General features: G+C 60.5%; 12 protein-coding genes. 4 read left to right on the top strand and 8 right to left on the bottom strand.

What is annotated here, in order from left to right; translation table 11 throughout:
• Nucleotides 1–49: 49 nt before the first annotated feature.
• The 7 genes from G3O01_RS45570 to G3O01_RS17325 form a co-directional block, all read right to left on the bottom strand.
• Complete coding sequence (locus tag G3O01_RS45570; RefSeq protein ID WP_205806350.1) at nucleotides 50–625, bottom strand: H-NS family nucleoid-associated regulatory protein; 576 nt, start codon at nucleotides 623–625, stop codon at nucleotides 50–52.
• A 563-nt stretch (nucleotides 626–1,188) separates the two neighbouring features.
• The gene (locus G3O01_RS17300; protein ID WP_205806351.1) at nucleotides 1,189–1,500 is read right to left on the bottom strand and encodes a DUF4148 domain-containing protein; all 312 of its coding nucleotides are present in this window, start codon (nucleotides 1,498–1,500) and stop codon (nucleotides 1,189–1,191) included.
• A gap of 200 nt (nucleotides 1,501–1,700) precedes the next feature.
• On the bottom strand, nucleotides 1,701–2,066 hold the full coding sequence (locus tag G3O01_RS17305; RefSeq protein ID WP_007731984.1) for a response regulator: 366 nt from the start codon (nucleotides 2,064–2,066) through the stop codon (nucleotides 1,701–1,703).
• Nucleotides 2,067–2,138: 72 nt separating this feature from the next.
• Nucleotides 2,139–2,678: a hypothetical protein gene (locus tag G3O01_RS17310; RefSeq protein WP_205806352.1), complete on the bottom strand. Its 540-nt coding sequence runs from the start codon at nucleotides 2,676–2,678 to the stop codon at nucleotides 2,139–2,141.
• On the bottom strand, nucleotides 2,675–3,415 hold the full coding sequence (locus G3O01_RS17315; protein WP_205806353.1) for a methyl-accepting chemotaxis protein: 741 nt from the start codon (nucleotides 3,413–3,415) through the stop codon (nucleotides 2,675–2,677). The genes G3O01_RS17310 and G3O01_RS17315 overlap by 4 nt, the downstream gene beginning before the upstream one ends.
• Before the next feature lie 17 nt (nucleotides 3,416–3,432).
• On the bottom strand, nucleotides 3,433–5,823 hold the full coding sequence (locus tag G3O01_RS17320) for an MCP four helix bundle domain-containing protein (RefSeq protein ID WP_205806354.1): 2,391 nt from the start codon (nucleotides 5,821–5,823) through the stop codon (nucleotides 3,433–3,435).
• Between the two features lie 244 nt (nucleotides 5,824–6,067).
• The gene (locus G3O01_RS17325) at nucleotides 6,068–6,970 is read right to left on the bottom strand and encodes a YihY/virulence factor BrkB family protein (RefSeq protein ID WP_346779200.1); all 903 of its coding nucleotides are present in this window, start codon (nucleotides 6,968–6,970) and stop codon (nucleotides 6,068–6,070) included.
• 444 nt (nucleotides 6,971–7,414) lie between these two features.
• Between G3O01_RS17325 and G3O01_RS17330 the strand changes: the two genes are divergently transcribed.
• The 4 genes from G3O01_RS17330 (at nucleotide 7,415) to G3O01_RS17345 (ending at nucleotide 11,660) form a co-directional block, all read left to right on the top strand.
• Nucleotides 7,415–8,443 carry a sugar ABC transporter substrate-binding protein gene (locus G3O01_RS17330; protein WP_241024025.1) on the top strand — a complete coding sequence of 343 codons (1,029 nt, stop codon included), beginning with the start codon at nucleotides 7,415–7,417 and terminating at the stop codon, nucleotides 8,441–8,443.
• Nucleotides 8,444–8,578: 135 nt separating this feature from the next.
• Nucleotides 8,579–9,568 (top strand): ABC transporter permease, encoded by a 990-nt coding sequence (locus G3O01_RS17335; protein WP_205806355.1) that lies wholly within the window; start codon nucleotides 8,579–8,581, stop codon nucleotides 9,566–9,568.
• Nucleotides 9,569–9,602: 34 nt separating this feature from the next.
• Nucleotides 9,603–10,403: an ATP-binding cassette domain-containing protein gene (locus tag G3O01_RS17340; protein WP_205806356.1), complete on the top strand. Its 801-nt coding sequence runs from the start codon at nucleotides 9,603–9,605 to the stop codon at nucleotides 10,401–10,403.
• 33 nt (nucleotides 10,404–10,436) lie between these two features.
• Entirely contained in the window at nucleotides 10,437–11,660 is a 1,224-nt protein-coding gene (locus G3O01_RS17345; RefSeq protein ID WP_205806357.1) for an ROK family transcriptional regulator, read from the top strand.
• Here the strand turns inward: G3O01_RS17345 and G3O01_RS17350 are convergent.
• Nucleotides 11,654–14,731, bottom strand: a complete 3,078-nt coding sequence (locus G3O01_RS17350; protein WP_205806358.1) for a transglycosylase domain-containing protein — start codon at nucleotides 14,729–14,731, stop codon at nucleotides 11,654–11,656. The two genes, G3O01_RS17345 and G3O01_RS17350, sit on opposite strands and share 7 nt — an antisense overlap.
• Between the last annotated feature and the right edge of the window lie 130 nt (nucleotides 14,732–14,861).

Below are 14,861 nucleotides of genomic sequence, written 5' to 3' on the forward strand. Positions count from 1 at the left end.
AAACAGAGGCGAGAATATCGCCCGCCTCTGCCGGACGTTTCCACCGCTGTTATGCGCGTGCCTTTCTTCCCGCCTTTTTGGCGGCAGTCTTCGGTTTCGCCGCGCCATTCATGCCGGACGCTTTGGCGCCTGCAATCAGGAACTTGCTGCGGTCTTTTTCGCCAGCCAGCCATGCGGGTGCAGGGCCACGACCGCTCCACGTAGCGCCCGTATCAGGGTGACGGTACTTTGCCGGTTGCGGTCCCTTCGGCTGGCCAGTGCCCGTGCCGTGCTTGACAGCCACATGCGTGGCAACGCTTGCCGAGGCGCCTGCCACGAGGAACTTCGAACGGTCTTTGACGCTCGCGATCCATGCGGGCGCACGGCCATGCCCCGTCCACGTCGCGCCCGTTTTAGGATTCTGATACCTGGCTACGCCTTTCGTCTGCACACCTGCCGACTTCAACGAAGGACGGCCACGCTTTCTGCGGCCGGAATGCGCGTCGATATCGGCCGTGGTCAGATTGTGCTTTGCCATCAATGCACGAATACTTTCGAGCGCCGATGCCGACTTCTTGCTCACAATGGCTTCCGCTTGCGCCTGAAGCTTTTTTATCTTTGCCTGGAGTGCTTCGAGTGTAGCCATATTGAAACTCCTGATTGAAGATACCGGCACTATGCCATGGACCAGTCATATATGGCTAGAGTTCATCTATTACATGAAAAGACAGACGAGACTCATTGCACTGCCTGAGTCTGCGATAGACGCCCCAATTGCCAGGATTCCTCTGGAGTACCGTGGATGTCAAATAGCTTGCATCGATGTTGAACGCTCAATTACTCACGCTATCCATAAGACTTTAAATCCGTCGTCTGAATGCACTGACACGCTAATCGGAAACCACGTAGGTGATTTCCATTGAACGGATCGCCCTTTGTGCATCTCTTCGTTTGCTTGAAAACACATCCGAAAGAACAGGAAATAAATTCACTTTTTATACTTCTTTTTACAGATTGCCTGTACTCACACGCGCCAATCCATTCGCGGAGGCAATCGGTCGACCCATACCGCATCACGACTATCATTGGACAGCCAATGAAAAAAAGGCCGGAACCTGTGCATGAACAGGTTCCGGCCTTGTGCTTTAAACCGAATTGATTCGAATGGTGGGTGGGCAAAACCCACCCATCGGCATTCGACGCAAACGTTTAGTGATGTTTGAACGCAATGCCGTTCGCATCGGCGCGCACGCCAGCCTGCGAGACGCCATTCGCCGCGCCGCCATACCCGGTTTCATTCGATGAGGCGCCGCTCTGTTGCGCGGCAAGACGCGCTTCAGCAGCCTGAATATGTGTGGGATAGCTATTGCGATCGTCGAGCGGGCTATACCCGGCGTTATGCAGCTGCACGAGTTCCTCGCGGACCTGCGCGCGCGTCACGGGCTGATTGTTTTGCGCGAACGCGGCGAGGGGTGCGCTGACGACTGCTGCAACGATAAGGAATTGACCGAGCGATTTCATGGCGACTACCTCCGGATCTGTCTATTGGGCTGCTCGAGAACCTGTGTTCTGCAACCGTTGAACAGAGTGTAGAGTCGCGCCCGCCACGGATAAATACGTGAGCCTCGAATAGATCTTTCAGGGAATCGCTACAATCCGCGAAAAAATACGGGCCGGCGCGCCCCCCGACGCGTCGGCCCGTCTTTGGCGCAAAACAGCCTTCAGCTGGCCAGCTTGCGGAACGTTTCCAGCACTGCGTCGCCCTTGAACGGCTTCACGATCCAGCCCTTCACGCCCGCCGCCTTGCCGCGTTCCTTCATCGCCGGGCTGCTTTCCGTGGTCAGCATGATGATGTTTACGCTTGCATTGGCGAGTTCCCCGCGAATCTTTTCCGCCATCGTGAGACCGTCCATGTTCGGCATGTTCACGTCGCTGACCACGAGGCGAATGCCGGGCGACGCCTTCAGTTTCGCGAGCCCATCCTTGCCATCCACAGCCGTATCGACGTCGAGGCCGTTCTTCCTCAGAAAGCCCGCGACTTCATCGCGCACCGTGCTCGAGTCGTCCACTACCAGTACTTTTGCCATTGCTTACCCCGTAGCGCCTATTACGTGGCGCATTGATTGAAAATATTCTTTCCGCGCTGCTTACGCCCGAACTCAGAAAAGTTCGAGTTCGCCCGAGCTTTCCTCAGCTTCGTTCACGTGCGCGACAAAATCGACGGGCGCGCTTGCACACACGCACAGCGTCGCGCCCAGTTGTACGTTTGCGCCGACGCTCAGGCGAAAAGCCGCGAGATAGTCAGGCTTCAATTCCGTCAGGTGCGGCACGCATGCGCCGCTCAACTGATAAGGCGTCGACATGCCAAGATCAGGAAAGAACTCGACCATCTTCTGATTGATCGCACCACAGCACAGATTGCCGACTTCCATTAATGCTTCCGACAATGAACGCTCTTCCGAGTCGCGCAAATAGTAGTCGCGCGTCGCCTTGTCGTCGTCGAAATGCAGTACGAGCAAAAAGCGGAATGTAATCGACGAAATGGTCAGAACGACGATATGGCTCGCCAGTGCGCAATGTGCCTGCTGCGCGTCGAGCGCAGTGATTTCGCACGCGTCGCCGGAATCGATGGGCAAACGCGTGCACGCGGAATGAAAAAAGATCCGCTCGATACTTTCTTTCGCTTGCTGACTGATCACGTCGTCGCCTGCTCTAACCGGGATTGAATCTGACCGGCAAGCGCCTCGACGCTCGCCAGCGACGCCGCAATCATCTTGCCGCCCGCCTGAATGTCCTGAAACGTGGCCGTCGTAATGAGGTCGTTGCGGTTCAGACTGTCGTGATAGCTCTTCGACAGTTCCTGCGAACGCGCTGCGAGCGCACGCACTTCGCTGGCGACAATCGAAAAACCGCGTCCCGCCGTACCCGCACGCGCAGCTTCGATCGACGCGTTCAGCGACACGATCAGCACATGCCGCACGATCGACGACAGCTCATTGTTCTTGTTATGCATGTCGTGGTTCTGCGCCATTAGCGAGATCATCTGCTCGTGCCAGCGCTCGAAGGTGGCCGACAGATGCCGCAGACGGCCCGCTTCTGTCGAAAGACGCGTCGCCTGCTGCAGCCATTCGCCCTTCTGCGCCTGCAGCGCGCTCAGCGCCGCGCGCGCCTCTTCCGCCGACAGCGACTGCTTCGCGAGATCGTCGCGCAACGTGTCGACGAGTGCATGCAACTCACGCGCCTGCTGTTCGTGCTGGCGTATTTCCGCGGCGTGACGCTCTTCGGCCTGAGCAAGCAAAGTACTGTGAGATTCGAACGCCGTTTGCTGGCGTGCCGCCGCCCGTTGTTTGTACCACCAACGCTGCGCGAACACCGCCGCCAGCGCGCCCCACGCGACACCTGCCAATGCTGCCGCAATTACATACTGATCGACCACAACCTGCCCCCGTCGTGCTATTCGAAATGTGCGTTCGCCTGAATCGAACTCACTGTCTTCGCGGCGTCGTGCATCGACGTGCCGACGCTATCGACCGCGCAGTTCTCCGGCAGATAGACGATCGTCTGGAACTGGCGGAAGTCTGTGCCTGCGTGATCGTCGGTGAAGCGCAATTCGATGCGGCCGCCTTCGCGATGGATGAAATCGCGCACGGCATCCATGCCCACGCCACGTCCCGATACTTCCGTCACGTTCTGCGCAGTCGAGAAGCCTGGACGGAAGATGAACTCTGCCACCGCTTCGTCGCTCAATTGCGAATCGGGCAGCAGCCAGCCGCGCTCGGCGGCGATGCCGCGAATGCGCGACAGCGCAAGACCACGTCCGTCGTCGCTCAACGTGATCTGCAGGGCACCTTCCGCCACACCCACTTCGATATCGATCACGCCTGCTTCCGGCTTGCCGAGCGCCGCACGCTGGGCTGAAGACTCGATGCCGTGATCGACGGAATTGCGCAGCAGGTGCATGAACACATTCTTCAGCGTCGTGCCCGCCTGGGTGCGAACGCGATAGCCGTTGTCGTCGATGCGCACGACGGGCGTGGCCTTACCAAGTTCGGCCGCCAGCGACGGCAACGAATGCAGCACACCCGCAAGCGCATCTTCGACTTTCTCTGTACCGAGCAGGCGCAAGGTTCTGCGCACCGAATCACGTGCCATCAGCAGATCGCGCATGTCATCGGGATTGGCCGTGTCGAGCAGACGCAGGCTTTCCTGAATATGCTCGCGATCGACCATCAGATAGCGCTCGGCGCTGCCGACACGGCCCGCCTTGCGGCGGCCAAGGCTCACTTCGTTGATCGTCGCGTAGTGCTGCAGCGCTTCCTTCACGCGCGCGAGTTCGGCCATCAGTTGCTCCTGATCCCACTCGTGCGCCGATTCAGGCTGACGCAATGCATCGTAACGCTGCTCGGTTTCGTGCACGACGCTGGTCAGATGCTGGAGACTGTACGTACGCGCATTGCCCTTGATCGTGTGCATGTTGCGGAACAGCTCCGCCACAGCCGAGCCGTCCGCCTGTTCATGCTTGCGGATGATGCGTTCGTTTTCGTTGATAAAGCCCGTGGCGCTCTCAACGAAATGATGGAACTTCTCTTCACTCACCGCGAGAATTTCGCCGATCATTTCAAGGCGGCGCTTCTGCTCGCCCGCTTCGGCGGCAAGCTGTCGCAACTCGGTGACGTCGCGCACGCACAGCATCAGACGCATGACCGTATCGGTTTCATCGGTGATTGCGGACCAGCTCAGATCGAGCGTTTTCGCGCGGCCATCCGGCATGTTGCGCGTCAGTTCGTTGACGAGCAGATGCTGGTTGAACTCGAAATTGATGCTGTCTTCGCCAATACATGCGAATACGGCTGCTTCGACTTGCGATACGGCATCTGAGCCCAGTTCGCTGTCACTGAACACGAGGTCCATCAATGCACGCCCGGCGATATCCTTCGTTTCGAAGATCTCTTCCAGATAGGCCGAGTACTCCGAGTGAATCATCGCGCCGTCGACCACGGTCAGAATGCCCTGCTGCATGTTCTGCAACATCGCCTGAATGTCGGCCGTCTTCTGCTTCAGTTGCGCAGAGCTTTGCTGGATTTTCTCGATCATGCCGTTGAACGCGACGATCGAATGGCCGATCTCATCCATGCGACCTACCGGCACGCGGCGAGTAAAGTCCTGGCTCGACGCGATCTCACTCATCATTTCCTGCATATGCGACAGCGGCCGCGTGATCTGGCGATACAGCAGCAGGCCAATGGCGATCAGCACGAGAATCGCTGCACCCGACGCACTGCCGATCGCCGTCGTCGTGGTCGCGAGGCCAGCGTTGAGGGCTTCGATGGCTTCGTCTTTCTGGCGGTTCTTTTCGATACGCAGCGTTTCGACGATGCCTTCCAGTTCGTCGCGGTACTGCGCGACGTTCGCAAACAGATAGGCCTGGGCAAGATCGTTCTTGCCCTCGGCCTTCATTTTCGCGGTGTCGTTAATGGCCGAGAAATAATTCGCAAGGCTGTCGCGCGCCTGCGTGACGAGGCCTTCCTGCGCGTGACTCGCGGCTGCTTTCGCCTGCACGTCGAGTGCCTCGCGCAGTGACTTCTCTTTCGCTGCGAGTTCTTTTTGCGCCTGCTCGACCATGTTTGCATCGGGCGAATAGACGAGCGTCATGGTCGCGAGTTGCACGTCCTTGACCTGCGACACGAGATCGGCGGAAGCGAGCGCGCTCGGCACGACGCCCTGCGTCACTTGCCGGACGTCGGCGGCGCTGCCGCGAGTCTGATAGACGGCGTATCCGCCGATCGCCGATAAGGCGACCAGCATCAACACCACGAGTAGAGTGATGCGGTGACGAATGGTCATGTGGTATTCCCCGTGGTCTGTCACTGCACAGCGGCAGTGCTGCCCGTTCTGAATTGTCGATTTGACGGGCGACGGGATTATCGTCGGCGGGTCATGACGAAGCTGTGACCGCCACGTATTCTTCTGCGGATTGGAAGGCGAAATAGAACATGTATGCAAACAGGGCTAAAGTTTGCAAATTCGCTGCCGTTAACTTCATCGCCTTATTTTCGATGCATTCGCAACATGTTCTTCAGTTTCACGCCTAACCTGTGACAAATGGCTGTGCGGCAGGCTCTTTCGCAGCTGAATTGAGACGCTCGTATTCTGCTATCAATTGCGCGCCGAACAGCATCAGCGTGGCCAGCGCTTCGAGGCTGAACAACACGACGATGGCCGTCGTCAGCGAGCCATACACGACACTGACCTGCGACAGCGTCGCGAAGTACCACACCAGCACGCGCCGCGTGATCTCCCACAACACAGCGGCGGCGACCGCGCCGAATAGCGCATGCCAGAGCGTCGTGCGCCCGGCCGGTATCACGAGATAGATGGCTGTCAGCACGAAGATCTCGCCAGCAAGACCGAACAGATAAAGCACGATGCGCGTCGCGCCCGTCAGCGATATCGCGTGGCCGAACAACACGATGCTGTCGCTGGCAACTGCCTGAAGACCGCTCGATACGAGCGTCACCAGCAATACGCCGATGCCCAATGAAAGACTGAACAGATAAGGCAGGATCGCCGAGAACAGAAAATGCCTGCGCCGTATCGCGACGCGATGCACGAAGATGATCGACAGCGCGTTCTCAAGCACCGTAAAGGCGAGCGAACTGAAGAAGATCATCGTGATGACGAGAAACCAGCCGATCACCGAGCGATGCGCAAGAAAGTTGGACAGTTCCCTGACGATCGCACGCGACTGCCCCGGCGTCAGCCATTCGAGCAGACGCGCGAGCGTATCGAGCAACAGCTTTTCGCCGACGAAGTGGCTGAACGCAATCGCAACGAGAATCAGCAGCGGCACGATGGACAGCAACGCGTAGTACGCAATCGCGCCCGCGAGCAGCAGCCCCTGGTTCTTGCGAAACGCCTTGACGACCTGCAGCGCGAAGCGCGCAGGATGCATCGCGACGAATTGCAATGCGCGGTTGTGCGTCCTGTCCACGTCGAACCTCCGCTCGCGTCAATCATGGCGCCCGGCTCCCGGAATCGATTGAGCAAACGACGGTCCTGATATGGATAACCCGCGTGCGCATCCGAGCATTTGCCCATTAAGCGAACAAAAGAACTTAATCGACCGGGCGGCGCACTCCTGATTTACCCCAATTCGAACGGCTTACAGTATCTTTTCATCTTCGCTCAAAGCCTTATCCAGAAAGGACTTCACTCCCATCGTTCAACCGCGCCCGGTCGCACCGCAGCAAAACCCGGCCTTGATTTTTGAGAGGCTCGCTGCTGTACTAACTAAAACAACTTGATTTAGTAAGGCCCGCGTCGCCGGATATCGACTGTCCGGCGAGCGCAGAAAGAAGGCGCGATCAGCGCACACCCAGCCGCTGAATCGACTGCTGATCACAACGTCGTTGTTAATCATCTGGAGGAGCGTCCCATGAACCCGATTTCCCGCAGGCAACTGCGCCGCACGTCCCGCACGCAACCCATCATCAAGGGCGTCGCCGCAGCTTGCGTCGCCGCGTCGACGCTATGGTGCGCCGGCGCGAGTCTCGCCGCCGACCAGCCCGTCGTCGGCCTGATCACGAAGACAGACACCAACCCGTTCTTCGTCAAGATGAAGCAAGGCGCGGAATCCGCCGCGCAGAAAGACGGCGCGAAGCTGATCTCCGCGGCCGGCAAGTTCGACGGCGACAACGCGGCGCAAGTCACGGCAATCGAGAACATGATCACGGCGGGCGCGAAGGCCATTCTCATCACGCCGAGCGACACCAAGGCGATCGTGCCGAGCATCAAGAAAGCACGCGCGGCAGGCGCACTGGTGATCGCGCTCGACACGCCGACCGACCCGCAGGACGCGACCGACGCCCTCTTCGCCACCGACAACTTCAAAGCCGGCGTGCTGATCGGCCAGTACGCAAAGGCTGCGCTCGGCGGCAAGCCCGCGAAGATCGCGACGCTCGATCTCGCTCCCGGCGTCTCCGTCGGCGTGCTGCGCCATAACGGCTTTCTGCAAGGCTTCGGCGTGAAGGAAGGCGATCCGTCGGTAGTGTGCAGCCAGGACACGCGCGGCGATCAGGCGAAGGGTCAGACGGCGATGGAAAACTGCCTGCAGAAGTCACCCGACATCAACGTCGTCTACACGATCAACGAACCTGCTGCAGCGGGCGCCTATCGCGCGCTGAAGAACGCGGGCAAGGACAAGAGCGTGATGATCGTTTCGATCGACGGTGGCTGTGAAGGCGTGCGCAACGTGAAGGCAGGTGCCATCGCCGCGACTTCGCAGCAGTATCCGTTGAAGATGGCCGAGCTTGGCGTGCAGGCCGGCGTCGACTACGCGAAGACGGGCAAGAAGGTCTCCGGCTATCACGACACGGGCGTCACGCTGATCACCGACAAGCCGCAAGGCGGCGTCGACAGCAAGGATACGAAGTTCGGCCTCGACAACTGTTGGGGCAACAAGTAAGCGCGCAACGCATGTATTAACGGAAGGCAGCACAGGAGACGCGCACCCGCGCGTCTCCCAGGTTCTCCAGCGTGAGCCCGGCGGGCGTCATTGCCCGCCGCGTGCCGATCACGCAATGCTTCGAGGAAACACATCATGTCGACTCCCACCGCTCCCGCCCACAGCCACCGCCGGTTCACCGAACATCTGCCGACGCTCGCCGAAGCGGGTCCGCTGATCGCACTCGTGATTGCGTGCATCTTCTTCATTTCGCAAAGCAACCGTTTTCTGTCGTTCCAGAATCTCTCGCTGATCCTGCAGCAGACGATGGTCGTCGCCGTCATCGCGATCGGCCAGACGCTGATCGTGCTGACGGGCGGCATCGACCTGTCCTGCGGGATGGTGATGGCGCTCGGCTCCATCGTGATGACGAAGTTCGCCGTCGTGATGGGTGTGCCGCCTGTGATTGCGATCATCTGCGGCGTCGGCGCAAGTGCGCTGTTCGGCCTGCTCAATGGTGTGCTGATCACGCGCATCAAGCTGCCCGCGTTCATCGTCACGTTGGGCACGCTGAATATCGCGTTCGCCGTCACGCAGCTCTACTCAAACGCGGAGAGCGTGTCGAATCTGCCCGACGCGATCATGTTCTTCGGCAACACGTTCAATCTCGGACCGGCCACCGTCACCTACGGCACCGTGCTCACGCTGCTGATGTATCTCGCGACATGGTTCGTGTTGCGCGACACCGTCCCCGGCCGCCATCTCTACGCGCTCGGCAACAACCCGGAAGCTGCACGTCTGATGGGTCTTTCTGCACAACGCATTCTCGTCACCGTCTATACGCTGTCGGGCGCGATTTACGGCGTCGCCGCGCTGCTCGCCGTGTCGCGTACGGGTGTTGGCGATCCGCAAGCAGGTCAGACCGAAAACCTCGACAGCATTACTGCGGTTGTACTCGGCGGCACGAGTCTGTTCGGCGGACGCGGCTCGATTACGGGCACGCTGCTGGGCGCACTGATCGTCGGCGTGTTCCGCAATGGCTTGACGCTGATGGGTGTGTCGTCGGTGTACCAGGTGCTGATTACCGGCATTCTCGTGATTCTCGCTGTCGCCGCCGACAAAATGTCGCGCCGTGGCGCTCGTTGACCCGCTCGTTGACCCGTATTTGAAGGAGACTGTCATGTCGACCATCCCCTCTTCCGCCAACGGCACGACGCCCGTTCTGCAAGCCCGCGGTCTCATCAAGCGTTATGGCCAGGTCACCGCACTCGACGGCTGCGATTTCGAAGTGATGCCGGGTGAAATCATGGCCGTGATCGGCGATAACGGCGCAGGCAAGTCGTCGCTGATCAAGGCGCTCTCAGGCGCGCTCGTGCCCGATGAAGGCGATCTGCTGCTCGACGGCAAGTCCGTCAAATTCCGCAGCCCGATCGACGCGCGGCAACAAGGCATCGAAACGGTCTATCAGGATCTCGCTGTCGCCCCGGCGATGAGCATCGCCGAGAACCTCTTTCTCGCACGCGAACTCGTGAAGCCCGGCTGGCGCGGCAAGATCTTCAAGATGATCGACAAGCGCCGCATGCTCGAAGAAGCGACCAACGCGATGAAGGACCTGCAAATAGGCATCCGTTCGATGCGCCAGGCAGTCGAAACACTCTCGGGCGGTCAGCGCCAGGGCGTCGCGGTGGCACGCAGTGCGGCATTCGCGCGGCACGTCGTGATTCTCGATGAACCGACAGCGGCGCTCGGCGTGAAGGAAGGCAACATGGTGCTGGAACTGATCCGGCGCGTGCGCGACCGCGGCTTGCCCGTGATCCTGATCAGTCACAACATGCCACATGTGTTCGAGATCGCGGATCGCATCCACATCCAGCGGCTCGGACGGCGTGCGGCGCTCGTCAACAAGAACGACATCCATATGTCGGATGCCGTCGCGATCATGACGGGCGCGAAACAGGCCGACGTGCGCGCCATCGCGTGACGAACGACAACAACGCGTAACCGGAAACCGCCGATGGATACGGGCACACGCTCACCGCTCAAACGCACGGTCGGCTCGAACCAGGTCGGCATGCGGCAGTTCAACGAACGCATCGTGTTGCAAGCGATCCGTTTGCATGGACCCCTGCCGAAGGCCGACGTGGGACGGCTCACACGTCTGTCGATGCAGACTGTGTCGATGATCGTCGAACGGCTGATCGACGATGGTCTGCTCGAAAAGCAGGCGCGCGTACGTGGACGCATCGGGCAGCCTTCCGTGCCCATCGCGTTGCGCGCGGAAGGCGCTTATACGATCGGCGTGAAGGTCGGGCGACGCAGCCTCGACGTGCTCGCGATGGATTTTCTCGGCCGCGTGTGTTGTCGCGAAGTGCAGGAGTATGCGTATCCCGATCCTCGCACGCTGTTCACTTCACTTGAAAGTAAGCTTGCGCGTATCAACGAAGCGCTCGGCGCGCGGCGCGAGAAAGTGGTCGGTGTCGGCGTGGCGGCTCCGTTGTGGCTTGGCGGCTGGCGCGATTTTCTCGGCGCGCCTGGTGATGCGCTCGATGCCTGGAATGACATCGACATCCGGGCGCGTATCGGCGGGATGACGGGCCTGCCCGTCGAGTTCGCGAAGGACACCACGGCCGCCTGTGCCGCCGAACTCGTGATGGGTCAGGGGCGCGGCATCCACAACTTCCTGTATCTGTTCGTCGGTACGTTCATCGGCGGCGGGCTGGTGATCGACGGACGGCTGCACGGCGGGCCGCACGACAACGCGGGCGCGGTCGGCTCGATCCCGATCATGGGCGGCAATGCGCGTCAGCCCGCGCGGCAACTACTGCACGCGGCGTCGGGCTTCGTGCTCGAAAAAATGTTCGTCGATGCGGGCGCGCCGGCAACTGCCGCGCACGATCATCGCGCGTTGTCGGCGGATTTGTGGCGGCTTACCGAACAATGGCTCGACACCGCTTGCCCCGCCATTGCAGGCGCATTGACGAACGCAGCGGCGCTGCTCGATCTCGAAGCGGTAGTGATAGATGGTGAAGTGGACCGCCAACTGGTGCGCGAAATCATCCGGCGCACGGAGCGCGTGCTGGACAAGTTCGAATGGGAAGGTATCGTGCGGCCGCAACTGCTGGAAGGCACGATCGGCTCAGACGCGCGCGCGATGGGCGGCGCAATCCTGCCGCTCTACGCGCACTTCGCGCCGATGCACGAACTCTTCCTGAAGCCCGCGACTGAAGTCGGTTATTGAACCTTCGGCGTCGTATTCGCTGCTACTTTCGGCGTGTCTTTGGTAGCAGGCTCATCGAGCAATGGCTGCAACTCGGGCGCCATCGACTTCAGCAACTGCACGGCGAGCGCGCTCGTAAAGTCATAGCGCTTTGCATACGGCTCGTGCACAACCGCCGTCAGCGTGCCGAAGAAACGGTCGCCGATAGCGAACACGAAGGTCGCCGTGCGATTGACCTTGCGCGACTCGATCAGCCTGCGACCCTTCGCGTAGATGTTAAGACGCTGATCGCCCGTCCCCGTCTTGCCGTAGACCTCCAGCGTCTTGCCGTTCGGGAACGTCATGCCGCCAGCGAGACGCTTTGCCGTGCCACCCGCGACGACGTCGCGCAACATCGACTGCACGACGCGCGAAATCTCGGGCGAAACGGCTTCCGTCGGTTGCGGCGTCGCGCGCACGAAGCGCGTTTCGTACGGCGTGCCTTTCGCGAACTCCAGTTCCGACAAGCTTTGCGTCGGCGCCTGATTGCCCTTGTTCACGATCACGCCGATCAGTTGCGCAAGCGCCGCCGGACGGTCACCCGATGCGCCAATAGCAGCCGCATACGAAGGCGTCAGATGCGCGAACGGATAGCCGAGCGCCTGCCACGAACGGCCGATCGCATCGTACGCATGCTGCTCGACCATGCGGCGAATGCGCCGGTCCTGGGTCGCGTGATAGCGCGTCTTGAAGAGCCACTTGTATGAATCGGCGCGCACGTCGCGGCTTGCGTCCATTACGTCGTTCGCACTCGCGTCGGGATGCTCGCGCAGATAATTGACGAGCCACAATTCCAGCGGATGCACACTCGAAATGTACGCGCGGTCGTTCAGATTGAATTTATCGATGCCGTACTTTTCGTAGAGGCTCGCGAGCGCATCATCGGGCGGATTGGCTTTCGGTGTGTTCTTCAACGCGGCGCGCATCTGGTCGTTGAACCACGCCTGCGGAGCGTCGGGCCGCACGCTGCGCAACACGGTCGCGATTTTCGGCGGCGACTTGCGCACGGTGCGCAACAGGATCGCGAGCATCTCGTCCTGCGACTTGCCGTGATACTTCGTGTAGAAGCGGTTCATATACACGCGGCTTTCCTGATCGGCGAAGCGCGTCAGATACATGTTGCGTGTCGCAGGATCGTCGAGCCATTGCGACGACGGACCGGACGTCTTGATCGTTTCATAGTGAACGATGTCGCGCATCATCCGCACGAACACGAGGTTCACCGAATGCTGGAAGGCCTGATGCACAGTGAGGATGCGCGAGTTCTCGTCGGCTTCGAAGTTCGTGAAGGTCTGCGCGCCGCCGCCTGTGTAGAACGTTTCGCCTGCATTGGCCGAGTATTTGCGCTCCACCGCGGCATTGAGCATCGCGCCCAGCGAGCGGTCGTTCGTGTGCATGAAGTAATCGACGGCCCAGCGCGTCAGTGCGTCTTCACGTTCAGGCTTCACGGCGTGCAGTTCGTCGACGCTCATCTGTCCATAGCGCGCATGCAGCTCCTGCATGATCTGCAGATACGTGATGATCGTGCGCAGCTTGGCAGTCGATCCGAGATTCAGACGCGCGCCGGAGTTGATATCGAACGGACGGTTCACGCTGTCCGTTTGCACGCGCAACAGGTTCGCGCCGTCGCGCTTTTCGAACAGCGTGAAGCTGAACGCGATCTTCGACGGATCGTCTTTCGGCTGCAGCATGTTGAAGCCATAGAGGCCGGCCGCCTGCGCGCCGTCTTTCGTCGTCGCGGCGGCGAGCCGGTCGCTGATGTCCTGCTGGACCTTGTTGTTCATCGTCGACGTGACGCGCAAATCGAGCCGGTCGAGGTCATATAGCGTCGACACGCCGAGCGACGACAGCAGATGCGTGCGCAGCGACGTCACCGCCTTGCGCTCGATATACGAGCCTTCGGGCGGCACGAGCTTCGCGCGCGTCAGCACGAGTTGCTGCGAAAGCGCGGCGTCGCGCAGTTGCGGCGTGATCACACCGTTCGCCGCGAAGAGCCGCAGATAGCTTTCCGTCAGAGCATTGAGATCGTCGTTCTTGCGCAGCAGGAAGTGTGACGGCCCGCGCTGCGCGATCATCAGCGACAGTACCTGGCGGAACGCGAGGCCCTGTTCGGGCAGATTCTCGGGTGTGGGCGGCGCTTTCAGCACGCGGTTCACTTCGGCGAAATCGCGGCCGTACCACGCTGCGAGACCGTCGCCAATCCCGCTGATTTCGCCGATACCCGGCTGCGCGGCCAGCGGCACCGAGTTCAGATAACGTACGACGATCTGCTCGCGCGCGGGCATCGTGCGCGGTCCGTCGAGATACGCGCGCACCGACGCCGAGCCGATCTGCCGCAGCTTTTCCTTCGGCGTCGCGGTCCGCCCGCCGGGCGAATGGCGGAACTTCTCGATCTGCGTGGCAAGCGTACTGCCGCCCGGCTGCGCCTGACCGTGGTTGAAGACACGCAGGCCCTGATCCATCAGCGCGCGGCTAAAACGTCCCCAGTCGATGGCGGGATTGCGGTTGGGTTGATCGGCGTCGAGCAGATGCCGGTCTTCGATGAACAGCAGCGCCGACACGATGAGCGGCGGCACCGACTCGAAATCGTCATACACGCGCGCGGGAAATACCGAGCCGAACAGGCGCGTGCCCGTCGAGTCGTACAGCATCAGCCCTGCCTGGTCCTTTTCTTCGTAGGGAATGAAGAGGCCGTCGTCGGCCAGCGACGCCATGCGTTCCGAATCGCGCGCCTGCGATGCGACCGAGAAGCCGCGCTCTTTCAAACGCCGTTCGAACGCAGGCAGCAGCGCGTAGCCGAGGCGGATGTCGTAGGGACCGTCGGTGGGGAAACGGATGCTGTCGCTCGGGCCTTCGGAAACGGTAAACCCGACGTCGCGCGTAAGTTCGGACAGGTAGCGCGCCTGCAAGCGCGACGTATCCATTTCGATCTGGATGAAACGCACGCCAAGGGCGACGGCCACGAGAAACGCGGCGAAAAAGAGCCACTTGAACCACTTCCAGGCGGACGTGGTGCCGATTGCGCGTAGCGGAAACCGTAGTGGCCGATTCATGGCGGCGTCTCCTTGCAGATGCCTAACCACATTAACCTCGACTGATGTCAGTCTAACGCGTAAAGCCAGCTTGCGAGGGTCAGAAACGTAAGGACTTGAGTAGCTGAGTACGGCGCGCAACACAGCTGTT

The organism is Burkholderia sp. Ac-20365, from assembly GCF_017104715.1.
Classification (GTDB): domain Bacteria; phylum Pseudomonadota; class Gammaproteobacteria; order Burkholderiales; family Burkholderiaceae; genus Paraburkholderia.

Bases quoted from the DNA above. Each gene is read 5' to 3' on its own strand.
- G3O01_RS45570 (WP_205806350.1), bottom strand. From the start codon at position 625: ATGGCTACACTCGAAGCACTCCAGGCAAAGATAAAAAAGCTTCAGGCG.
- G3O01_RS17300 (WP_205806351.1), bottom strand. From the start codon at position 1,500: ATGAAATCGCTCGGTCAATTCCTTATCGTTGCAGCAGTCGTCAGCGCA.
- G3O01_RS17305 (WP_007731984.1), bottom strand. From the start codon at position 2,066: ATGGCAAAAGTACTGGTAGTGGACGACTCGAGCACGGTGCGCGATGAA.
- G3O01_RS17320 (WP_205806354.1), bottom strand. From the start codon at position 5,823: ATGACCATTCGTCACCGCATCACTCTACTCGTGGTGTTGATGCTGGTC.
- G3O01_RS17330 (WP_241024025.1), top strand. From the start codon at position 7,415: ATGAACCCGATTTCCCGCAGGCAACTGCGCCGCACGTCCCGCACGCAA.
- G3O01_RS17335 (WP_205806355.1), top strand. From the start codon at position 8,579: ATGTCGACTCCCACCGCTCCCGCCCACAGCCACCGCCGGTTCACCGAA.
- G3O01_RS17340 (WP_205806356.1), top strand. From the start codon at position 9,603: ATGTCGACCATCCCCTCTTCCGCCAACGGCACGACGCCCGTTCTGCAA.
- G3O01_RS17345 (WP_205806357.1), top strand. From the start codon at position 10,437: ATGGATACGGGCACACGCTCACCGCTCAAACGCACGGTCGGCTCGAAC.
- G3O01_RS17350 (WP_205806358.1), bottom strand. From the start codon at position 14,731: ATGAATCGGCCACTACGGTTTCCGCTACGCGCAATCGGCACCACGTCC.